Genomic DNA, 22852 nt, shown 5'->3' with positions numbered 1-22852 from the left:
TCTCCCCATTTCCCTATTGTCTTTTTAGATTAAAGATTTTCTAGTTAAGGTTTGTACGCCTTTAGGTACATATGCAGCTACCTTAACACCCGGCTCGTTAACCGTTATCCAGCCAAGTCCGGAAAATACAACATCTGTCTTAGCATCCTTAATCGTAAATTCTTGTTTAATTAACTCAGGAAATGTTCCTAATTCATCTTTTCTAGGTGGAGCCAGCAATTCCCCAACGTGATTACTATATAGTTCATCGGCATTTTCGGTTTTTGTCCGATGGATGTTTATTTCATTCGAAACATGACAAACAAATGAACTTCTGTCGCCGCTTATATAGTCAAATCTTGCTAACCCGCCAAAAAATAAGGTTTGACCCTCATTTAATTGAAACACCTTTGGTTTTATTTCTTTTTTAGGCGTAATTACTTTTAAATCCTTCTTATCTACAAAGTGTGCCATCTGATGATGATTAATAATTCCAGGTGAATCAATCAGGGCTTTTCCATCCTCAAGGGGAATCTTAATGATATCTAAAGTAGTTCCAGGAAAATGTGATGTAGTAATAATATCTCCTTCTCCAGTAACTTCTTTAATAATTCTATTTATAAATGTAGATTTCCCTACATTTGTACATCCTACGACATAGACATCTTTTCCATTTCGCATTTCATCAATGGCGGCTGCCGTTTCTTTAATATACTTCCCTTTTTCAGCACTGACTAAAAAGACTTCTTCAGGTCTGAGCCCTAACTCTTTTGACTCATGTTTCATCCAATTAATCAATTTGTTATGTTTCACTGATTTCGGCAATAAATCTACCTTATTGCCCACAAGCACAACTTTGTTATTCCCTACAAATCGGTGTAAACCAGGAAGCCAGCTTCCATTAAAATCAAAAATATCTACAATCATAACAATCAAGGCATCAGTCTGACCAATACCATTCAAGATTTTGAGAAAGTCATCATCTGTTAAACTTACGTCCTGTACTTCGTTGTAATGCTTTAGACGGAAACAACGTTGACATATAATGCTTTCCTTTTCAAGTGCTGAGGCAGGCGCATAGCCTAATTCTTCTGGATTTTCAGTTTGAACCTGTACCCCGCACCCCATACATAAATATTGTTCTTGTTCACTCACACTTTAATCCTCCCATTGAATCATCCCTTTTCTCCTGAACCAATTCATAATTCTTCGTTCAGCAAAGCGGTTAAATTTAGTAATAAACCCATCTGTCTGCGCAACTGGGACCACGAGAATGGTATGAAATCCGCTTCGATTTCCACCTAAAACATCCGTTAACAATTGATCCCCAATCACAACTGCTTCTTCCTTTTTAATTCCCATTTGAGAAAGAGCCCTGTTAAATGCGCGCACCATTGGTTTGCGCGCCTGAAAGATAAAGGGAATTTGCAATGGATCTGAGAATTCCTTTACCCGCATTTCATTATTATTAGAAACAATCGTAACGAGAATATTATGTTTTTTTATCTGTTCGAACCATTTTATTAACTCAGGTGTGGCATTAGGACGATCCCATTCCACAAGAGTATTATCCAAATCCGTAATAATTCCCTTAACCCCTCTTTTTTTCAAGTCTTCGGGATGAATATCTAATATGCTTTTTACATGCTCATCAGGTAAAAAATTCTTTAACACTCAGCTTACACCTCATTAATTCATCTGTTTATCTGTACCATCATAACCAATTTTAACCTTAGTATCAAAATATAACTATTATAGCTGTTATCTTTTATTATTTGTCAAACCTCGACATTTTTTCATTGATATGAATACTTTTTGATGTAAATACGAATTACAAAAAAATATTTTTCGACAAAATTCATGATTTTACACACCTGTGGATAAAGTTATTAACATTATACCCATTGTTTCAGTCACTTTTTAATACTTTATAAACAAGTTAATCACAAGTTATCCACTGCTAATTGTGAATAATTGGAAAGGTTGTCCAATTAAAGTTAATTTGGTAGATTTAGGGTACACCAATTGAACCTACCATTTTATGCTTCGTTCATATTATTTAGTACCATTTATTTTTCATATGGAGGTGCATTCTGGCTTGCGTAAACTGTCAGATGAGTTACTAATTGAGTCCTACTATAAAGCAAGAGAATTAAATCTAAGTCCTGAGTTTATTCATCTAATTGAAAAAGAAATCCATCGTCGTTCTTTATTTAACAAAATGAAGATTTCTTCTTAACCTGATTACCATATGCCCCTTGAGGGCTTTTTCTTTTGCCTGGAATAGAACGGCAGAAATCAAAGCACCTCAAGCGTCCTTAACCATAAGCCCAATTTTTTCTCCAATCCTAATGTCCTTTGGTGTATGAATGGAAGAATCCACTTGAAAAGAATCTTTTTCAAATAATAATACAACCGTGGAACCGAAGCTAAAGTAAGCCATTTCTTGGCCTTTTACCAGGTTAGTCCCTGTATGAGTTTTTTCAATTGAATTTACAAACATCGCTCCCACTTTCACAATAGCTAAATGACCCCCTTTAGAGGCCACTTCTGTAATCATTCGGTAATTTTTAGATAATGTTCTAACTCCGTATTTTAGCCCCAATTTATTAACTGGGTATGATTTTGAACCAAGCGACCACTGTTTAACAATCGTGCCCTCAATCGGACTATGTATACGATGATAATGACTCGGACTTAAATAAAGAATCATATATGTTCCATCTAAATATTTAGTTACTGTCTCCTGACTTCCTAACATCTCGAGGATTGAATATGTCTTGCCTTTAACGACCATTTCACTTGTTTGGCTGATGGGCCCCACATCCTCAATTACAGCATCCACTGGGCTTACCACCGAGTTTGAACCAGTATCTATGCTTCTAGCTTCTCTTCTCAGTGTCCTAATAAATAAATCATGTAAAGTGGGATACTCATGTAAAGCTTTTTCCATCTCATTCTGATTTAATTTATAAATTTTTGCGAAAGAAGGAACTACAAATTTACTAACCTTAGAACGTGCAAAACGGCGTAAAATGACTGATGTCCACTTCCCATTGGTAAGTTCTATCATTAAACGATATACGTACTTAAACATCACATGACCCCCAAAAAGTGTAAAAATACTCTTTACGAAACTTCTTAAAAAGCTTAATATAAATATAATAGATAATCGAAAAAATAAAGTTCTCTTCCGGCTTGTTGAAAAGGAGTGGTGGAGCAAAATGTTTTTATTAGACGTTTTTGATTCTACAATTAAGAAACTTAAGTCTCAAACAGCAAATGTCATTACCTTAGTAAATTTATCTTTAGGTGGTTTTGCAATCATCTTTACGATGGAAGGTAATTTACGATTAAGTTTGCTATTAATTTTTATTGCTGCTTTAGCCGATCGTTTTGATGGAATGGCCGCAAGAAAATTTAATATCGAATCAGAGCTAGGCAAACAATTAGATTCCATGAGTGATATTATATCATTTGGAGTTGCACCAGCACTATTACTATATCAAGGAATTTTAAATGAATTTGGCGGCCCGGGCTCCTTCTTCACCGTTTTCTATATTGCCTGTGGTGCATTTAGATTGGCTCGCTTTAATGTTACAGAGAGTAATGGATATTTTACCGGCTTACCCATTACAGCAGCAGGCTGCCTGGCAACATTAAGCTTTCTAGCCATCCCTTATGTACCAGCACAAACATTTTTATTTATTATCATCATTTTATCATTCCTAATGGTCAGCCCATTTAAACTGAAGAAAATGTAATAGAAGCCCAGCAGAACTCTGCTGGGCTCAATTTTTTATTTATTTTCAGTGAGTTCCAGGAACTCCACAATATCATCGACACAGATTTTAACTGCCTTTTCCCAGAAATCCTTTTGGGCTAAATCAACCTGTAAATGTTTAAGAGCTAAATCCTCAACTGTCATGGAAGCGGTATCTCTTAATAAGGCAATGTACTTTTCCTCGTAACCTTTACCTTCCTCAAGTGCCTGTGCATAAATTCCAAGTGAAAACAAATAACCAAACGTATATGGGAAGTTATAGAACGGCACTCCTGTGATAAAGAAATGAAGTTTCGATGCCCAGAATAATGGGTGGTATTCTTCTAAAGCATCGCAGTATGCTTCCTTCTGAGCTCCTTCCATTAATTCATTTAAGGTTTCTACTGAAACGGGACCGCGCTTTCTCTCTTCATAAAAACGAGTTTCGAATAGAAAGCGTGAATGGATGTTCATTAACAGAGCAACTGTTCTCTGAATTTTATCATCTAGTAAAGCAAGTTTTTCTTCCTCATCCTTCGCATTTTTCACTGCAGCGTCAGCAACAATCATTTCAGCAAAAGTTGAAGCCGTTTCTGCAACATTCATGGCATACCCGCGATTTAGATAATGCACTCCTCTCATTGCGTAGGAGTGAAAGCCATGACCCAGCTCATGAGCAAGTGTTGAAACATTGGAAGGTGTTCCAGAATAGGTCATAAATATACGAGATTCTTCACTTTCTGGAAATCCCGTACAGAAGCCTCCAGGGGCTTTTCCAGGCCTGTCTTCCGCTTCAATCCATTGATTTTCAAATGCCTTTTTAGCAAAAGCAGACATTTTTTCGCCGAATAGGGCGAAATTTTGTTCGATAAATTCAGCACCTTCTTGATAAGAAACCTTTGACTCTGTTTTTCCATATGGAGCGTCTAAATCAAACCAGCTTAATTTTTCAATCCCTAAGAGCTTCGCTTTTCGGTTCAAATATTCAACTAGTTGTTGTTTATTCTCTGAAATCACTGCCCACATAGTTTCTAAGGTTTCTTTTTTCATTCGATTAATGCTCAGTGGTTCTTTTAAAACATCTTCCCATCCACGCTTTTTATAGACATTTAATCGGAAGCCTGAAAGATGATTCAAGGTTTTCGATAAATAATCACTTTGATCATTCCAGGATTTTTCCCAGCTTCTAAAAACTGCTTTACGCACTTCTCGGTCAGAGCTAGAGAATTTATTAGCGGCCTGCCCAACTGAAAGTTGTTTTACTTCACCATTTTCGGCTAGCGGCACTTTTATTTTACTAACGATAAGATCATACAATTGTCCCCAACTATGGTAGCCATCAACACCTAACGCACTAATTAGTGCTTCTTCCTCAATAGAAAGCTTATCTTTAGCCCGTTCGCGCCGTTCAGTGAGTGAATATGTCAATTCTGCCAGATATTCATCTTCTAACACTTGAGCCCAAGCATCATCGCTAATCGATGATAATAGGTTGTCAAATGCACTTAACGCTGATTGAAATACCGCACTTAGCCCAGTTACCGTTGCATCAAGTGCATATGCCTTTTTATCTTCTGTATTTTGAGCTTGCAGACAGCCTACAAACGCTCCTGCTTGACGAAGCTTTTTACCAGCTGTTTCGAAATCTGCCAGCAATTCCTTCAAGTAAACTTTATCCTCTGCGGAATTTAACGGGGACCAATTTTTTACTTTTGTTGCAAATAACTCAATCAATTCCTTCGTTTCATTTAAATGGTCAGCAAATTCAGCTGAGTTGCTTCCACCCTTGAAAAATACTTCAAGATTCCATACATCTGAATATGTAGCGGATGTCATCCTATTCCCCCTTTAGATATGTACCATTACATTATAAATTTATATTCTGAAAAATTCTATTTTAAGCATTTACCAAAAAAAATAGCCTGTGCACTGTGTGCACAAGCCTATCATTATGATCAACAGCATGTAGAATAGTACCACCAGCCACCGAAGATGAGCACTAATATCAGTAATACGATAAAGAGTGCATACCATCCTCCCCCGCCAGTTGTATAGGGAACAGGATAAACTGGATAAGGGGCTTGGCAGCAGCAGGGATTTTGGTAACCATATGACATATATATACCCCCTTTTCCTCTTTGTTATAGGGTATGTGCCTGTATACAATTAGGTATGGGCACCTGCCGTTTTACATAAAAAAACAGAGACGGAACTGTTCCGGCTCTGAGGGTGTTCAGTTCTTTTTCTTCCTTTCTTTTTCAGCACGATAAAATTCATGAAACATTTTCATCAATGCACGTTTTTCAATCCTAGAAACATAACTTCTTGAAATCCCCAATTCCTTTGCAATTTCTCGCTGAGTTTTTTCCTTTTGAAGATCGAGACCAAAGCGACCGACTATCACTTCTTTTTCTCTATCATCAAGAACATCAATATATTTTCTAATTTTTTCCAGCTCCATATTTAACTGGATGGTGTCAATAACATCTTCCGATTCTGATTTCAGTACATCAATCAGCGATATCTCATTCCCCTCTTTATCCTGTCCAATCGGGTCATGCAATGAGACATCCTTTTTTGTCTTTTTAAGTGCCCTTAAATGCATTAGAATCTCGTTTTCGATACAGCGAGCGGCATACGTTGCAAGCTTTGTTCCCTTACCCTCAGAATAGCTCTCAATCGCTTTAATTAATCCTATCGTTCCGATTGAGATTAAATCCTCTGAATCTTCACCAGTGTTTTCAAACTTTTTAACAATATGAGCGACAAGCCGTAAGTTATGTTCAATCAGCATATTACGGGCATGTGAGTCCCCTTCCGCCATCAACCGTAGGTATTTTCTTTCATCTGCAGCAGATAGGGGCTGCGGAAAAGCATTGTTTTTTACATAAGAGACAAGAAATAAAAATTCCTTAATGAGATAACCCAGAGCTGTAAAAATCCCTGCCATGCACATCCACCCCCGTGCTTTTTTAGGGCTTTGCCTATAACTAATTCCTATGTTAGAAACAGGATGATTGTGTCTGTCCCAAACATTTTATTTGAAAATAAAGTCTTTTAGCATATATCAAAAAAAGCACTGACCTTTTAAAAAGATCAATGCTTTTTCGTTATTCTACACTTAATTCTGCAGTTATTACACAACTTATCGCCCCAGTAATAACTAAAGCCATCACGATCATGAACATATTCTCCACCCCTTGTGATAGATCCTATTATCTAATTCGAATTTATCATATTTTCACAGTATCTAACTTAAGGGGTTGTGAACATTTTGTTAACAAACGTACCTTTAGGAGTTAAGTTTATTTATGATATCATTTTTTATTTTTCTTCTTTGTCTTTTTGAAAAGAAATAGTAAAAAGTTATGCACCGGCATTTGCTGTTACCTCCTTAAATAGACTAACTAGGTGGTATCCTTCATACTCCATAAGCTTGCTCCGCGTTTTTGAATTAAATAGATCATTGTTAGCCCACCTTTCGTTTTTTGTATTTAAAAGCCTAATTCTTAATACATAATGCGATGAACAGATATTTGACGATCCTTGGTTTCTTCATATATTTTCTTTATTTGTTCTTGGTGTGCTTCTTCTTCCATGCTCATCGCACGTTTTTTGATGGTAATGGATAAGAATAAAATATTTAGAGTCATGACTATCACCTCCCATAAAGGGTTTATTACATTGAATGATAAGCTGCTGCCTGGCGGTCTTTGTGCTGTTCATACAGCTGTTCAATGATTTCATTTTGAATTGCTTCTTCTAGACTTTCATTACGTTTCTTTACAGTTACTGAAAAAAATAAGATATTCAAAGTCATTATTCTACACTTCCTTTTTTATAAGTTAATTTATAGTAAATGATGCATGGTCAGTTGACGTTCTTTGTTTTGCTCGTAAAGTTTTTCAACCATTTCATTTCGAGCTGCTTGTTGAAGGCTTTCTTTATGTTTTTTAAATGTTATTGAAATAAAAAATATATTCAGGGTCATAACTATCACCTCTCTTCCCTTTATAACCAAATTTGACAAAAATATCCATTTAATGAGCGCAAAAAGGCCGCAAGAAATTACTCCCTTGCGGCCTATTTTAAGGCACAAAAATACCGCAGGGCAGCATTCTCCCTGCGGCATGGATATGTATTGTAACTAAAGACTAGTTAAGCAATCCATTCCTGTCGGTCGAATGCAAATTATTTACATATGCAGTTGTCATCCAAATAACATTGCCAGTAGTAGCAGCCATTAATGTCATCATCATTTTCTTCGACCTCCTTCGGAATTTTTTACTAACTACGGTAATTATATCCATCAACATATGCTTTGTAAACCACTTTTTTGAAATTTTTTATAAAAATAATTAAACCGCCTTTTTTTCAATGCTCTGTTAAAACTGAATGTTGATTTCACTGTGTTAGGAAAATAAGCGGAGAAATTCCGTTTAAATTAGGAAATCCTCATATTTCATTAAAAATAGGCGGAGTTTTTCCGCTTATTGTTTCTAAATCATTGTAATTTGTCTTATTTAAAGCAGTTAAGCGGAATATCTCCGCTAATATCTGCTCTTAAGGTTCCTCTATAAACAATAGACGGAAATCCTCCGCCTATTAATTCTCAACCCTACAGGAAAATCAACAATGCATAATCACAGAGTCTTTTTCAAAAAAAAATAAACGTTCCTCGAGGGAACGTTTATCTGTTATTACTATTGCCATCTTCCATATCCATAAGTTTTAATTGGCATTGTTTTGATTGGATAAATAGGAAAATCGATAATGCTAGGAAGGACATGGAGGAGATCATCATTATATTGATATCCATCTCACTCTTTGTGTCAGATGGGATAATTACGCCTAAGAAGAAAAATACACCGACAGCGAGTAATACGACAGCGAATTGTTTAAAATCGACCATTTTTTCATAAAGACTTTTAACTTGTTTGTCCACTGCTGGTCACCTACTTTTCTTAAAATCTACTAAGCTACTTTAACATAAATAGCAGAAGAAAAGTGGATGTAAATTTTAGTAAAAGAAAAAGTCCGGCTCCACAGCCGAACTTTCTCTCCTATCCTAATGCTTCCACAATTTTCATGACCAATGTTGCGGAGTGAGTTGCTGCTTGGTCAATAAATTGATCAAAAGAGATTTCAGATTCTTTCCCTGCAATATCTGACAACGAACGGATGATAACGAAAGGAACCCCGAAACGATGTGCTACTTGCGCTATCGCAGCTGCTTCCATTTCAACTGCCTGCAATTTTTCGAACTTAGATTGAACAAATTTAACGCGCTCAGGATCTTCCATGAATGAATCTCCAGTAACAATTAGTCCTTTAACGATTTGGAATTTATCGAGTTCCTTCGCTGCGTTCTCAGCTATTTGAACTAACTTTTCATCTGCAAGAAAGGCTGCAGGAAGCTGTGGCACCTGGCCATATTCATAACCAAAGGCGGTTACATCCACATCATGATGACGTACCTCTGTTGAGATTACCGCGTCACCTACGTTTAAATCGGGGTTGAAGCCCCCTGCAGATCCTGTATTTATTATGTAATCCGGCTTATATTTTTCGAGCAAAATGGTTGTTGACATTGCTGCATTAACTTTTCCAATTCCGGAGCGAAGTAAAATCACCTCTGCCCCTTTCATTTGTCCAAAGGTAAACTCACAACCTGCAACTGTTTCTTGAGTTTGTCCATCAATATTGTCCCTTAACAGCTTTACTTCCTCTTCCATTGCTCCAATTATCGCAATTTTCATGTTTCAGACCTCTTTCTGATTGTTTACTTCTTTCATAACGAAAGTGTATGAGTTCTTCTAACGACTAATACGATTGCATACTAATAATCTTCCTCGGATTAAACCATCGTATCCGCAAACACTATTCTACCATTATCCGACAGAATTCTTCCAATGCTAGGAGTTCCACTTATATTTCCTTATCTCCGTTTGTGTCACAAGATTGCTCTTGTGACCAAAACAAAAACAGTTTTGGTGGAAAGTGGTCACAAGTAGTGCTCTTGTGACCAGAAACAATGTCGGTTTTGGTGAAAGTGGTCACAAGTAGTGTTCCTGTGACCAGCAACAAAGTCAATTTGGGTGAAAGTGGTCACAAGTAGTGCTCCTGTGACCAGAAACAAAGTCGGATTTGGAGAAAGTGGTCACAAGTAGTGTTCCTGTGACCAAAACAAAGCCGGTTTTAGTGGAAAGAGAAATTGATTAAAAAGCAGGAATTTACTAAAATGAACATAGGGAAAGGATGAGTATTATGATGAATTTTCAGCTTGATTTTATTGAGGATAAAGTAGAATTTTTTGATGCAACAGATCTTAAGGTTTTAGAAAAGAAGATTGAAGCTAAAATTGAGGAAAACAAAGCAATTTTATTAGGCGTCCATTCAGTCTCCCATCAAATGTATGCTAACGAAAAGGGGCAGACATATTTTACAGCAGTCGTACATTTCAAATTAAAAAAATAGGATGGGAGGCCCCATCCTATTTTTTAGTTCTATTGAATTGCAGCAAGCTCTTCGACCTTTGTCGGCCTCCAGCCTTCTCCATCAACCCATTCCAAATATACATTGTATTTTTGCTGTTTATCTTTAGATGCGACGGTACTGAATGATCCAGTGCCTGTTGTTTTATCCCGGCCTAACCAATATAAAGTCATATTACTTTCCTCTAGACCCGTTGCATAAGATATCGCCTTCAGCATTTCCTGCCAATCAACAGAGGAGCTGTCATAGACTGGAGTATGTTCACCTGTTTGTACTGTACCTACAGGCTTCCAAGCAGGATTCTCGATGGTTCTAACTACATTGGACGAGCCATCTCCTTCAGTGATAATTGCCTGTGTATCATCTTCTTGCTCCGGAGCAGAAGCTTCCTCATTTTCTTCAACTGGATTTTCCTCAGTATCACTTTCTTCCTCAGTTTCCTTGGCAGCATCACTTTTTTCAGTATCTTTATCCACTTTTTCTGAGGATTGATTTTCTGTGGTTTTAGATTCTTCCTTTTCGGGTGCTGCTTTATCGTCACCTGATAAAAATATCGTATACGCTACAAAGAGAATGAGAGCTAGTACAATGGCAATGAGACTATTTAAGATAATGTTAGTTTTCTTCCTTTTTGCTCGATAAGTAGAACGTGAGCTAGATTGAAAATCGTTATTCATAAAAATTATCCCTCCAAATAGAAAAGCGAAACGCTGCTAAGCATTTATATGGCTGTCAACATTCTAACATGAATTGATTAGAACTTGAAGAATTTTTACCTTAAGTTAATCCTATTGTAATCCTTTGTCATTTTCATATAACATTTTTACCATATCAGCAAATAACAAATTCACTCCGCCCTCTGTGTCCTGTACATCCAGGTTCACTGCGACAAGCGCATATTTGGGGTTCTGATACGGAAAATAGCCTGCAAACCACTTATTATGCAATTGTTTGTCATTAGCGTATTTTCCTGTCTCCGCCGTCCCTGATTTCCCAGCAACCTCATATGGAAGGTCTTGAAACCATTTACCCGTCCCATTTGGGTTTACAACAACCTCCCTTAACAATTTCTGAAGTTTCATCGCCGTATAGGGAGAAATAGTATCACCAGATAACACTTTATTATTAAAGTTCACCATCGTTGTCCCGTTCTTATACTCAATTTTTGAGGCGGTTCGAACCATTTCTTTTTTACCGCCTCTAGCTATGGCGGCCATCATATTGGCAACAGCCAGCGGGGTTGCTCGAACCTCATGCTGACCTATCCCTGACATGGCCGCATAATTAGGGTCCTTCTTAGCCTCCTCCGTTAAAAACACCCTGCCTTTATCTTCCTCAGTAAGCTGTTTAAAATTATCGGTATGATAAACCTCACCCCGCCAGCCTACGGTACCAGTTAACGACAATTTCTCAGCATATTCCTCCAACAGATTTTTATCTATTTTTTGAAGTTCCTTCGCAAGCTCTCCAAAGGTCCGATTACAGCTTCTTGCAAAGCTGTCAGTAAAGGAGAGCATACCGTAATTATATTTTGTTTCTGGCTCGCCATTAATCTTCACACTGCAATTAAATAACCGGGCAGGGTCATCAAGACTCTTATCAATAGCTGCAGCGGCAACCACCGTTTTAAATATAGATCCCATTATTTCTTGTTTCAACATCCTATTTGTAATCCCAGAGCCGCTATAGGGGTCCTTGGGATTGATAGCCGGACGGGATACAGTTGCCAGCACACTATTGCTTTCAATATCAAGGAGGACAATTCCTCCCTTTTTAATTCCATGCTTGTCCACCAGCTCCTCAGACTTTTGCTGTAAACTCTTATCAATAGTCGTTCTAACATTAACTGGATAAAAAGGATTTGCCGGATCAACATATTTTACATTGATTCCAAATAACGGGGCCCCGCCCCCATCAACATGATAAACAAGCTTTGACTTTCCTTCAGGAAGTAAAAATTCGTCAAAACTTTCTTCAAGACCAGAAACACCAATAAGTGTTTTTTCAGAGAGCTCTTTATTAGGATAGCGTTTTTTTAATTCCTTCTGGTTTTCCCCAGTTAATCCAATTAATTGCTCAGCTAGGATATCAGTGCGTTCGAATTTCTTTTCAATGGCAAATACACCTGGGATCTCTAGTTTATTAATCTTTTCCATTTGTGAAGGTGTCAGCTCTACAGGCTGCGGCTCACCATAAGCAAAAGGTTTCTTTGCATCCTCTAAGGCGTTTATTAAACGTTGTTCTGAAATTCCAGCAATGGTTGAGACTGCTTTAACATCCCAATCCATATTTTTCAAAAAGGGAAATAGGACAAGAACAGATACTTTTTTATGAGTAAGCAACTCCCCATTTCGATCTAGAAAATTGCCTCTCCCATTATCTATGACTAGTTCCTGAGTTCTTTGTTTCACACTTTCTTCTAATAAATTTACATTATGCTTAGAAAAAGCTTCTGTTTGTATTAACTGAATCTGAATTAGCCGTGCGCTCAGCAGCAGCAGCCCTGCAATACAAAAGAAGAGCAGCCCTTTAATCCGTTTACGTATCATAAAAAACACCTCGTCAAAAGTTTTGACGAGGTGTTCCCATTTCAAACATTAAGTTTTAAAATCAATTACTTTATTGAGACAATACGAACGCTCATTTCACCGCCTGGTGTTTGAACAGATACTTGATCGCCTACTTTTTTACCAATTAGGCTTTTGGCTATTGGCGAATCGTTTGAGATTTTCCCTTCAAACGGATCTGCCTCTGCACTTCCAACAATCGTATAAGTTTCTTCATCACCATCTGGAAGCTCAACAAAAGTAACAGATCTCCCTAAAGTGACAGAATCACCAGCACTATCAGCTTCTTCAATGATTTTAGCATTTCTGATCATATTTTCTAGGGTTGTAATACGACCTTCCACAAATGCTTGTTCTTCCTTCGCGGAATCATATTCGGAGTTTTCAGATAAATCACCAAAACTTCTAGCAATTTTTATTCTTTCTACAACTTCTTTACGTTTTACTGACTTTAAATGTTCAAGCTCTTGAATTAATTTGTCTTTACCTGCCTGTGTCATTGGAAATACTTTTTCGATCGCCAAAACTTCTCACTCCTTCTAGTCTTCACAATCCCCCATAGATTGTGTCTTGTTATTGATATGTAGGTATCACAAAATACATAGGAGCGCGTCCTCTTAGAAGGGCGCGCATCTTGTATTCATCCAATATGGATTCATTTTAACCTAATCTTTAGGCTATTGTTTCATAAAATTGACTTTTGTTCAAGAATTGTTTGAATTTTTGTGACCATTAAATCAATCGCCACATGATTTTGACCGCCTTCAGGAATAATTACATCTGCATATCTCTTAGTCGGTTCAATAAATTGGTTGTGCATCGGACGAACAACATTTGTATATTGTTCAATTACAGAATCCAATGTCCGGCCGCGTTCTTTGATATCACGTGACATCCTTCGAATAATCCGTATATCTGCGTCTGTATCAACATACAGCTTGATATCCATCAAATTTCTCAATCGTTCATCTTCAAGAACAAGTATGCCTTCTAAAATAATAACATCTTTTGGCTCAACTTCAATAACTTCTTTTGAACGGGTATGAAGTGAATAATCATAAACTGGTTTTTCAATACCCTCGTACCGTAACAGCTTTTCAAGATGTTCGATGAGCAAATCATTGTCAAATGCCAGCGGGTGATCATAATTTGTCTTCAAACGTTCCTCAAATGGTAGTTCGCTTTGGTCTTTATAATAAAAGTCCTGTTGAATCATCGTAATAGAATGACCTTTAAAGCTCTCATATATTGCTTTGGTAACACTCGTTTTTCCTGAGCCGGAACCTCCGGCAACGCCAATAACAACCGGTTTGCGCATCAACCTAGTTCTCCTTTCGCATCATGTTGTTAGGGTAAACCGGTTTGTCCAATTTGAATTGTACAATCTGAAGTGGATGTCTAGCTGCATCCAGTTCGTTACCTTTTTCATCCCAGATTTTATCAATCACATGTGTAAAGTTTTGAATTTCCGGACCAAAGAACTCTACTTCCTGACCCGGTTTAAAGTGGTTTCGTTGTTGAAGTGTAACCATTTGTGTTTCTTCGTTGTAATCCAACACAAGACCGACAAATTCAAACTTTGTCTTGTTGCTATGATTACCAAACATTTGCTCTTTATACCCTGGAACGCCTTCAAAAAATGCCGGTGCGGTTTCACGGTTCGCACATTTGTCCAGCTCTTCCAGCCACTCACGTTTAATCACAAAGTTATCAGGGTCTGCACAATAAGCGTCAATTACTTTTCTATATACACTTACAACGGTTGCGATATAGTGAATTGATTTCATACGACCTTCGATTTTTAAACTATCAATTCCAAGCTCAATCATTTGTGGGATAGCTTGAATTAAGTTAAGATCCTTTGGACTCATAGCAAATGGTGCGTCATTCTCACCAAAAAGCGGAACTTCTGTTTTGCTGTCCTCTAGTTGATATAAATCATAATCCCAGCGGCATGACTGACAGCATCCGCCTCGGTTGGAATCCCTTGCAGTCATATGATTACTTAATGTACATCGTCCAGAATAGGCAATACACATCGCACCATGAATAAAGGTCTCAATTTCAATATCAACCTTTTCCTTCATTTCTCTAATTTCTTCTGCACTTGCCTCACGTGCTAAAACGACACGTTCTGCACCGCTTTCCTTCCAAAACTGAGCTGTTTTCCAGTTTGTGATGGATTGCTGCGTACTAATGTGTATCTCGATTTCAGGAGCCAGCCTGCGGCAAGTTTCAATAATTAACGGGTCAGCAACGATAATTCCAGCGATTCCTGTTTCTTTTAACCCAAGGATATAGTCTTCCAATCCATCAATATTTTCGTTGTGAGCAAATATATTGGTTGTCACGTAGATTCTCGCACCATATTTTTTGGCGAATTCCACGCCTTCTTTCATCTCTTCAAATGTAAAGTTATCAGCGTTTGAACGTAAACCATATTCCTGACCGCCAATAAATACGGCATCTGCTCCATATTGAACAGCAATTTTTAGTTTTTCAAGATTACCTGCCGGTGCAAGGAGTTCCGGTTTCTTCACGATCACACGTTTTCCATTGACGATTTCAGAAATATTATCTTTAACTGTATTCACGAATGAACTCCTCCTTTTAGTAGACTGTCTCCTTGAAAAAGAATCCAGTATCAAGTTTTCGGTTAGCTGGCTGCACAGCTTCAATTTCTTCTAACAACTCGTCCTTCTTATCATCGTATAAATCAGGATCCTTATAGAATAGGTCAATCGCTTCACGGTACGCCTTTGTTACCGCAATTAGATAATCAGATGATTTTAAGATTCCATCAATTTTAAAAGAATCTACACCGGCTTCAAGCAATTCCTGCAGCTCATCAATGATACAAATATCATTAGGACTCATAATGTGAGTGCCATTTTCATCTTCAAAGATCGGATATTTATTTTCTCTTTCTTTATCATGTATGAACATGTTTTTTTCCATTTTACGATTTTCAATTTCCATTACTTTTCCTTGGAACTCATAATAGTTACCTAGGAGAGAACGTTTTGATTGGAACATACAGCTCATCCCATGAACCTGTACTTCAATTTCCACCTCAGCGTTTTCTTTGATTTCTATGATCGCATCCATATTAATTTCCCGTGCAAGAACAGCTCTCTTGGCACCTTTTTTACCCCAATAATTACATGAGAACCAATTGGTCCCGAGCGTTTCTGTAGCCCAGTGCAGCTTCATATCGGGTGCTGCTTCACGTGCAGTCATCAATACAGCAGGATCGCCAAAAACAATGGCATCTGCCTTTGCTTCTGCAGCAAATTTAATATAATCACTTAATTCATCTATTTTTTCATTATGAAAAATAGCATTCATGGCAACATAGACTTTTTTACCTTTAGAATGGGCTAATTCTATCGCCTGTTTTACCTGTTCACGATTAAATTCACCAGCTAATCGTAATCCATATCTCTGTTCTCCGAGGATAAACGCATCTGCTCCAGCTTCAGCCAGTGGCAGTATATCGTTTACTGACAGTGGAGTAACCAATAATTCCGTTCTATTCATTCTAGTCACCTCTTCTTTTTGCTAATTGCGATTCCGTCTCCAACAGGGAGAATCGCTGTATGATAATCAGGGTGATTCATCAGCCATTGATTAAAGCCATCTATTTTCTTAACAAGATTACGAATTCTTTTCGATTCAATTTCAGATTGTGTAACTAGACCTTTAAATAAGACATTATCCGTAATAATAATGCCGTCATCACTTAAGTATTTGGAATACATCTCAAAGAATTTTTGATATTGCCCTTTTGCGGCATCGACAAAAATCGCGTCATAGGGTGCTTGTTTCCGTACAAGCTCCTCAACTTCAAGTGCATCACCTTTAATCAAGAGAATCTGTCCGCCATGCTTCGAACGACTCATATATTCTTCAGCAGACTGTATTCTTTCTAAATCTCTTTCTATTGTAACAATGGAAGCCTTTGGGAGTGCCTCAGCCATCCGTAATGCTGAATATCCAATTGCAGTACCTATCTCTAGAATCCGTTTAGAGTCTTGGATTCTTAAAAGCTGAAGCAGTGCTTCAATCCCCACAAGCTCCATGATTGGTACTTTATTTTCTTTCGCATAATTTTCCATTTCGATAAACAATGGTTCACGCTCTGGAATTAGTTCCTCAATATAAGAATGCAGTTTATCATTCAACAAACTGCCATCACCTGCCTCTAGCTATTAAAAGCATTGTAACCAATTTACTGCTTTATAGACATGAAAAAATAGCGTTCAAAGAAACGCTATTATCTGCTCATAAAACACTTGAACTATTTTAACACAATCAAGGAGGAAAGAAAACCATTTCCCCCCTGATACTTTGTTAATTATTATTGGTTGGTAATATGCTCTGCTTTTGCAGCATTATGTTCATCTAATGTGTTTGTAAAAAGAACTTCTCCTTCTGGTGTAGCAAGGAAATATAAATGTTTTGTATCTGCGGGCTGTACTGCTGCCTCAATCGAATCCTTACCTGCATTTGCTATTGGCCCAGGAGGAAGCCCTTTATGTTTGTAAGTATTATATGGGGATTCCACTTCTAGATCCTCATAAAGCACCCGTTCCTTATGTTTTCCTTGAGCGTAAAGAACTGTTGGGTCTGTCTGCAGAGGCATACCTTGTTCTATGCGATTATAGAATACACTAGATATTTTTTTGCGATCCGCCTTTGCAGTTGCCTCTTCTTCAATCAAGGAGGACATCGTTAATAACTGGTGTGCGGTAAACTCTTCCTCCTCACTAAACTCAGCTAAATACGGCGTGATCACTTTTTTAGTCTGTTCGAGCATAGTAACAACCATTTCTTCTACAGTCGGATTCGGCTTGTAGAATGGATAGGTTGCCGGGAATAAGTAACCCTCTAGCGGGTACTTAATGTTTGGATTTTGTATGTCTGTTGTTAATAAATCAGGAAATTTCGCCATCATCTTTTGGATGAAGGTCCTATCATTTAATTGATTAAATACTTCTTCTTCTGGCAGGTTAACAGCCTTAGCGATAATTTGAGCAATTTCCTTTAACTGTTTACCTTCTGGTATGGTCAGCTGGAAAGCAGCCTTTTGCAATACTTTACCGGTCTTCAAACGATTAATAATTTCTGGTATCTCCATTGATGGACTCAGTTCATATTCCCCAGCCATAAACCCTGCTTCATTTTTAAATTTCACATAGTATTTAAAGACTTTAGCATTTTTAATAATTCCACTTGCCTCTAATTTCTCTGATATTCCTGTCACGGAAGATCCTATTGGGATTTCTACCTTTGTCTGAACTTTACTATCCTTGTCAACAGGCTGCAGTGCTGACTTGATGTAGAGATAGCCCCCTCCGCCGATAAAGACGAGTATCAATATGGCCACGATTGTAATTATTAAAACAATCCTGCGAACAATTCTTGCTTCACTTTGATGCTCAAGCATTTTCTTGCGTATTACCGCTTTTTTCGAGTTTGTCTCTTCTGTTGACATCTAATTGCCCCTCCCATAAGCCCAGAAACATATATCTTTAAAACTCTTTTTATTCATTAATAAATAGCGTATCAGATATTATTTCAGCATATACAGCGAAAAATGTCAATTTTTCACGAAAAGTTGAAGCGTTTTCACTTCACTACATACCAAAGCGCCCTCACTCTACAGATCCATTTTCTCTTACATCATTAATCAGGATGATTACCGTTGATGTTTAAAATTGGGGGTGGCGGGCATCTTTCATTCGGAATGATTCCCGTCGATGTTCATTATTGAGGGTGGCGGGCATCTTTCGTTCCGAATGATTCCCGTCGATGTTCAATAATGGGGGTGGCGGGCATCTTTCGTTCGGAATGATTACCGTCGATGTTCAATATTGGGGTCGGCGGGCAACTTTCGTTCCGAATGATTCCCGTCGATGTTCAATATTGAGGATGGCGGGCATCTTTCGTTCGGAATAATATCTGTAAAATCCGAAATATGAAGTACTTGGTCTACTAACGACTCAGTTAATTGAATACCAAGTTATAGAAAACAAAAAATGGCCCAGTATAGGAACTGAGCCATTAAAAACTAGGGTGCAAATTTTGTTGTAGTTATATTATAGGATTTTGCAATCCGTAACAAACCTGTAACCTGCACCAAGATTGATTTGTTCTTATTCTTCGTCTTCTTGCTCGTCGTAGAAGGTATTAAGCATTTCTTCTACCATATCCCATTCTTCTTCAGTTTCGATTGGGATTAATTCACCTTCGCCATCTTCATCATTAGGATTGAAGGCATATGCATGAATTTCAGGACCTTCTTCATCGTCTTCCACTCCGCCTACTTGTTGAAACAAAACGTACGACTTGCCAAAATCCTCTGATTCAAATGTAAAAAGTACTTCACATAATTGTTCATTACCTTTTTCATCTACAATTGTAATTTGATTTTCTCCGTGTTCCATAACTTCACCTCATTAATTTTTGCTATCAAGATAGCCTTGTAGAATCATCGAAGCTGCCATTTTATCTATTACCTTTTTTCGCTTTTTACGACTGACATCTGCTTCAAGCAAAACCCGCTCTGCTGCCATAGTAGTTAAACGCTCGTCCCATAAAATGGTTGAAACTGAAAATTGATTTTCAATTTGTTCGGCGTATCGCTGGCTGGCTTCACCACGGGGGCCAATAGAACCATTCATATTCTTTGGCAGACCAATGACAACTTGAGTGATCCCATACTCTTTTATTAATTGACCAATTTCTTCAAAACCAAACTTATTTTTTTCCTCGTCAATCTTAAGGGTTTTAAGGCCCTGTGCAGTCCAGCCAAGTTCATCACTAATGGCAATACCAACTGTCTTAGAGCCTACATCTAATCCCATTATCCGCATTACTTAACCCTCACGTCGTTGATTTAAATAAGATTTTACCAATTCTTCAATAATCTCGTCTCGTTCAAGTTTGCGAATGATATTCCTAGCATCGCGATGCCGTGGAATATAAGCAGGATCACCGGATAGTAAATAGCCGACGATTTGATTAATTGGGTTGTACCCTTTTTCCTGTAAGGCTTCGTATACTTGAAGAAGAACATCATTGACGTCATGTTCAAACGGATCTTCAGGAAAATTGAATCTCATCGTTTTATCAAATGAGCTCATCATATGCACCTCGCAGTTTTAGTAGAGGAGATAACTGTCTGTGTTTAGCTCCAGCGCCTAGGCGCTTCCGCTTTTCTAGTTACCTATATATTACACTACTTTGTCTCATTATCAAATTGATTTTACCCATTCGTCAACGAATTGCAGGGCAGAATCAAGTTTTTCTGGATCTTTACCGCCAGCTTGAGCCATATCTGGACGGCCTCCGCCTCCTCCACCACAGCGTGTTGCAACTTCTTTAATTAATTTACCCGCATGATATCCCTTGTCAATTAAATCCTTAGTAACAGCAGCGATTAAATTAACCTTCCCTTCATTGACACTTCCTAGAAGGATAACAGCCGATCCGACTTTTTGCTTCAGATCATCAGCCATATTTCTAAGATTATTCATATCAGATGCTTGAACTCTTGCAGATAAAACAGTTATACCATCAATTTGCTTAGCTTTTGATACAAGGCTGCCAGCTTCAATATTCCCTAATTTCGCAGCAAGTGATTCGTTTTCACGCTGAAGTTGTTTGATTTCACCCATTAAAACTTCAATACGGTTAACAACTTCCTTAGGATTAGTTTTTAATTTGTCAGCCGCGTCCTTTAATAAAGCTACCTGGTCATTCATCAATTGGTAAGCTGATTCACCTGTCACAGCTTCAATTCTCCTTGTACCTGCACCAATTCCGCCTTCAGAAACGATTTTAAATAGTCCAATCACAGAAGTGTTCGGTACGTGACAGCCGCCGCAAAGCTCTAAGCTATAATCTCCTACTTTAACAACACGAACGATATCTCCATATTTCTCACCGAAAAGAGCCATTGCCCCCATTTCTTTTGCTTCAGCAATAGGTTTGAGGCTAATATTCACTTCGATGTTTTTCCAAATTTTCTCGTTCACGATTCTTTCAATTTCCTCTAATTCTTCTGGCTTTACTTGACCAAAATGAGAGAAATCAAAACGCAGACGATCTGGTTCTACTAATGACCCTGCTTGGTTAACATGCGTTCCCAATACATCCTTCAATGCCTGGTGGAGCAAATGAGTCGCAGTATGATTTTTAATAATTTGAACTCGATTCTCCTGATTAACAGTTGCCGTCACCTTTGCACCAGTTTTTACTATTCCAGACTCCACCACTGCTTTATGAAGATTTTGTCCGTTTGGAGCTTTTTGAACATCCTTAACAGCAAGTGCAACACCATCCGCAAAAATCATACCATGGTCTGCAATCTGCCCGCCGCTCTCAGCATAAAATGGAGTAACATCAAGAATTATCTGTACTTCATCGCCGCTGAACGCTTCCTCAATTAATTCACCATTTTTAACGATGGCAGCAACTGTGGAGTTAGTTTGAAGCTGGTCATAACCTACAAACTCGCTTTCTACCTTAATGTCTCCAAGTATACCACCTTGAACCTGCATACTATCAACATCTTGACGAGCAGCACGAGCGCGTTCACGCTGAGATTCCATTTCTGTTTCAAACCCAGCTTGGTCAATCTTCATACCTTCATCTTCTGCATATTCCTCTGTCAATTCAACTGGGAATCCGTAAGTATCATAGAGACGGAAAACATCACTACCAGAAATCGTATCGCTGCCTTTTTCCTTTTCTTTTTTAATAACATTGCCTAGTATAGCTAAGCCTTCATGTAGAGTTTCATGGAAGCGTTCTTCTTCATTCTTCATCACTTTCTGGATAAAATCAGTCTTGTCCTTAACCTCCGGATAGAAGTCGTGCATGATTTCGCCTACCACAGGAACAAGCTCATACATAAAAGGACGATTGATATTTATTTGTTTTGCGTAGCGGACTGCACGGCGCAGTAAGCGGCGTAAAACATATCCACGTCCTTCATTTGAAGGTAATGCACCATCACCGACAGCAAAGGCAACGGTACGAATGTGGTCAGCAATTACTTTAAATGCTGTATCCTTTTCTTTATCCTCACCATATTTCACACCTGAGATTTCTTCAGTCGCTCTGATAATAGGGATAAACAAATCTGTATCAAAGTTAGTCGGAACGTTTTGAACAACGGAAGCCATTCTTTCCAGGCCCATACCTGTATCAATGTTTTTCTTTGGCAGTGGTGTATAAGTGCCGTCAGGATTATGATTAAACTGTGAAAATACAAGATTCCAAACTTCAAGATAGCGTTCATTTTCGCCGCCTGGGTATAATTCCGGGTCATTTGGATCATCCCCGTAATCTGGCCCGCGGTCATAGAAGATTTCTGTATTCGGACCACTTGGACCTTCGCCAATATCCCAGAAGTTCCCTTCAAGTCGAATGATTCGCTCCTCTGGAACCCCAATCTTTTTATTCCAAAGCTCAAATGCTTCATGATCCTCCGGATGAATGGTAACGGAAAGAAGTTCAGGGTCCCAGCCGATCCATTTTTTATCCGTTAAAAACTCCCATGCCCACACTATTGCTTCTTCTTTAAAGTATTCACCAATAGAAAAGTTACCAAGCATTTCGAAAAAAGTATGATGGCGTGCTGTTTTTCCAACATTTTCGATATCATTGGTACGAATTGATTTTTGAGCATTTGTAATCCTTGGATTATCAGGGATAACCCGGCCATCAAAGTATTTTTTCAACGTTGCAACACCACTATTAATCCATAATAAAGATGGATCTTCATGAGGAACAAGCGGCGCGCTTGGTTCAACAGCATGCCCTTTCTCCTGAAAAAAATCTAAATACATTTTGCGAATTTCTGAACCAGTTAAGTATTTCATATTTTTACCCTCCCTTAGGTTATCCAATATAAGTTAAAAAAGAACACAAAAAAGCCCTCATCCCTAACAGGGACGAGAGCTAACTCGCGGTACCACCCTGATTATGAACACAAAAACATAAGTGCTCATCTCTCAAATAATGCCTTAACGCGGCA

At 38.1% G+C, this 22852-nt stretch carries 26 protein-coding genes and 1 other annotated feature (1 of these 27 cut by a window edge); of the genes, 3 read left to right on the top strand and 23 right to left on the bottom strand.

Features of this window, described 5'->3' with window-relative positions; translation table 11 throughout:
- Positions 1–24 precede the first annotated feature (24 nt).
- Positions 25–1107: a ribosome biogenesis GTPase YqeH gene (gene yqeH / locus H0184_RS13120; protein WP_221825962.1), complete on the bottom strand. Its 1083-nt coding sequence runs from the start codon at positions 1105–1107 to the stop codon at positions 25–27.
- A gap of 30 nt (positions 1108–1137) precedes the next feature.
- Positions 1138–1653, bottom strand: coding sequence for a YqeG family HAD IIIA-type phosphatase (locus H0184_RS13115; protein ID WP_221825824.1), 516 nt, complete (start codon positions 1651–1653; stop codon positions 1138–1140).
- A 424-nt stretch (positions 1654–2077) separates the two neighbouring features.
- Here H0184_RS13115 and H0184_RS13110 point away from each other — a divergent pair, with 424 nt between their 5' ends.
- Positions 2078–2218: a sporulation histidine kinase inhibitor Sda gene (locus H0184_RS13110; RefSeq protein WP_260631549.1), complete on the top strand. Its 141-nt coding sequence runs from the start codon at positions 2078–2080 to the stop codon at positions 2216–2218.
- 69 nt (positions 2219–2287) lie between these two features.
- Here the strand turns inward: H0184_RS13110 and H0184_RS13105 are convergent, their stop codons facing one another.
- A complete protein-coding gene (locus H0184_RS13105) occupies positions 2288–3076 on the bottom strand; it encodes a phosphatidylserine decarboxylase (RefSeq protein ID WP_221825821.1) in 789 nt (262 codons plus the stop codon).
- 127 nt (positions 3077–3203) lie between these two features.
- On the opposite strand from H0184_RS13105, the gene pssA reads away from it, so the two are divergent.
- Positions 3204–3743 (top strand): CDP-diacylglycerol--serine O-phosphatidyltransferase, encoded by a 540-nt coding sequence (gene pssA, locus H0184_RS13100; protein ID WP_221825817.1) that lies wholly within the window; start codon positions 3204–3206, stop codon positions 3741–3743.
- A gap of 35 nt (positions 3744–3778) precedes the next feature.
- On the opposite strand, the gene H0184_RS13095 is transcribed toward pssA, so the two are convergent.
- The 8 genes from H0184_RS13095 to mtnN all read right to left on the bottom strand — a co-directional run bounded on the left by H0184_RS13095 (position 3779) and on the right by mtnN (position 9501).
- Positions 3779–5578, bottom strand: coding sequence for a M3 family oligoendopeptidase (locus H0184_RS13095; protein ID WP_221825813.1), 1800 nt, complete (start codon positions 5576–5578; stop codon positions 3779–3781).
- Between the two features lie 119 nt (positions 5579–5697).
- Positions 5698–5859 (bottom strand): hypothetical protein, encoded by a 162-nt coding sequence (locus tag H0184_RS13090; RefSeq protein WP_221825811.1) that lies wholly within the window; start codon positions 5857–5859, stop codon positions 5698–5700.
- Between the two features lie 116 nt (positions 5860–5975).
- Positions 5976–6692: an RNA polymerase sporulation sigma factor SigK gene (sigK, locus tag H0184_RS13085; RefSeq protein ID WP_045517798.1), complete on the bottom strand. Its 717-nt coding sequence runs from the start codon at positions 6690–6692 to the stop codon at positions 5976–5978.
- A gap of 559 nt (positions 6693–7251) precedes the next feature.
- Positions 7252–7395: a YrzI family small protein gene (locus H0184_RS13080; protein ID WP_221825809.1), complete on the bottom strand. Its 144-nt coding sequence runs from the start codon at positions 7393–7395 to the stop codon at positions 7252–7254.
- Positions 7396–7421: 26 nt separating this feature from the next.
- Positions 7422–7562 (bottom strand): YrzI family small protein, encoded by a 141-nt coding sequence (locus H0184_RS13075; protein WP_221825808.1) that lies wholly within the window; start codon positions 7560–7562, stop codon positions 7422–7424.
- A 30-nt stretch (positions 7563–7592) separates the two neighbouring features.
- The gene (locus H0184_RS13070; RefSeq protein ID WP_221825799.1) at positions 7593–7733 is read right to left on the bottom strand and encodes a YrzI family small protein; all 141 of its coding nucleotides are present in this window, start codon (positions 7731–7733) and stop codon (positions 7593–7595) included.
- A gap of 699 nt (positions 7734–8432) precedes the next feature.
- Positions 8433–8687, bottom strand: a complete 255-nt coding sequence (locus H0184_RS13065) for a YrhC family protein (RefSeq protein ID WP_221825797.1) — start codon at positions 8685–8687, stop codon at positions 8433–8435.
- Positions 8688–8805: 118 nt separating this feature from the next.
- Complete coding sequence (mtnN, locus tag H0184_RS13060) at positions 8806–9501, bottom strand: 5'-methylthioadenosine/S-adenosylhomocysteine nucleosidase (RefSeq protein ID WP_221825793.1); 696 nt, start codon at positions 9499–9501, stop codon at positions 8806–8808.
- 511 nt (positions 9502–10012) lie between these two features.
- Here mtnN and H0184_RS13055 point away from each other — a divergent pair.
- The gene (locus H0184_RS13055) at positions 10013–10219 is read left to right on the top strand and encodes a DUF2536 family protein (protein WP_221825954.1); all 207 of its coding nucleotides are present in this window, start codon (positions 10013–10015) and stop codon (positions 10217–10219) included.
- 29 nt (positions 10220–10248) lie between these two features.
- On the opposite strand, the gene H0184_RS13050 is transcribed toward H0184_RS13055, so the two are convergent.
- From H0184_RS13050 to alaS, 12 genes are all read right to left on the bottom strand, one after another.
- A complete protein-coding gene (locus tag H0184_RS13050) occupies positions 10249–10914 on the bottom strand; it encodes a YrrS family protein (protein ID WP_221825784.1) in 666 nt (221 codons plus the stop codon).
- Between the two features lie 111 nt (positions 10915–11025).
- Positions 11026–12786, bottom strand: a complete 1761-nt coding sequence (locus H0184_RS13045) for a peptidoglycan D,D-transpeptidase FtsI family protein (protein WP_221825782.1) — start codon at positions 12784–12786, stop codon at positions 11026–11028.
- A 65-nt stretch (positions 12787–12851) separates the two neighbouring features.
- On the bottom strand, positions 12852–13328 hold the full coding sequence (gene greA, locus H0184_RS13040; protein ID WP_221825778.1) for a transcription elongation factor GreA: 477 nt from the start codon (positions 13326–13328) through the stop codon (positions 12852–12854).
- A 161-nt stretch (positions 13329–13489) separates the two neighbouring features.
- Entirely contained in the window at positions 13490–14125 is a 636-nt protein-coding gene (gene udk / locus H0184_RS13035; protein WP_221825776.1) for a uridine kinase, read from the bottom strand.
- A gap of 1 nt (position 14126) precedes the next feature.
- Positions 14127–15398 carry a peptidase U32 family protein gene (locus tag H0184_RS13030; protein ID WP_221825774.1) on the bottom strand — a complete coding sequence of 424 codons (1272 nt, stop codon included), beginning with the start codon at positions 15396–15398 and terminating at the stop codon, positions 14127–14129.
- 16 nt (positions 15399–15414) lie between these two features.
- Positions 15415–16344 carry a peptidase U32 family protein gene (locus H0184_RS13025; RefSeq protein ID WP_221825771.1) on the bottom strand — a complete coding sequence of 310 codons (930 nt, stop codon included), beginning with the start codon at positions 16342–16344 and terminating at the stop codon, positions 15415–15417.
- A gap of 5 nt (positions 16345–16349) precedes the next feature.
- Positions 16350–16991 carry an O-methyltransferase gene (locus H0184_RS13020; RefSeq protein ID WP_221825768.1) on the bottom strand — a complete coding sequence of 214 codons (642 nt, stop codon included), beginning with the start codon at positions 16989–16991 and terminating at the stop codon, positions 16350–16352.
- 173 nt (positions 16992–17164) lie between these two features.
- Positions 17165–18301: an endolytic transglycosylase MltG gene (gene mltG / locus H0184_RS13015; RefSeq protein WP_221825756.1), complete on the bottom strand. Its 1137-nt coding sequence runs from the start codon at positions 18299–18301 to the stop codon at positions 17165–17167.
- 661 nt (positions 18302–18962) lie between these two features.
- Positions 18963–19253 carry a DUF1292 domain-containing protein gene (locus H0184_RS13010; RefSeq protein ID WP_063251383.1) on the bottom strand — a complete coding sequence of 97 codons (291 nt, stop codon included), beginning with the start codon at positions 19251–19253 and terminating at the stop codon, positions 18963–18965.
- A 12-nt stretch (positions 19254–19265) separates the two neighbouring features.
- Positions 19266–19682 (bottom strand): Holliday junction resolvase RuvX, encoded by a 417-nt coding sequence (gene ruvX / locus H0184_RS13005; protein WP_221825753.1) that lies wholly within the window; start codon positions 19680–19682, stop codon positions 19266–19268.
- Between the two features lie 3 nt (positions 19683–19685).
- Positions 19686–19952: an IreB family regulatory phosphoprotein gene (locus H0184_RS13000; RefSeq protein WP_221825951.1), complete on the bottom strand. Its 267-nt coding sequence runs from the start codon at positions 19950–19952 to the stop codon at positions 19686–19688.
- Between the two features lie 111 nt (positions 19953–20063).
- Entirely contained in the window at positions 20064–22697 is a 2634-nt protein-coding gene (alaS, locus tag H0184_RS12995; RefSeq protein WP_221825730.1) for an alanine--tRNA ligase, read from the bottom strand.
- Between the two features lie 65 nt (positions 22698–22762).
- Positions 22763–22852 (bottom strand) — a binding site (T-box leader); it runs 127 nt beyond the window's last position.

Origin of the sequence: Neobacillus niacini (assembly GCF_019749295.1) — a bacterium.
Lineage (GTDB): Bacteria > Bacillota > Bacilli > Bacillales > Cytobacillaceae > Neobacillus > Neobacillus niacini_D.
The sequence above is the reverse complement of the archived record's forward strand: the minus strand, read 5'-3'. Positions and strand labels throughout refer to the sequence as shown.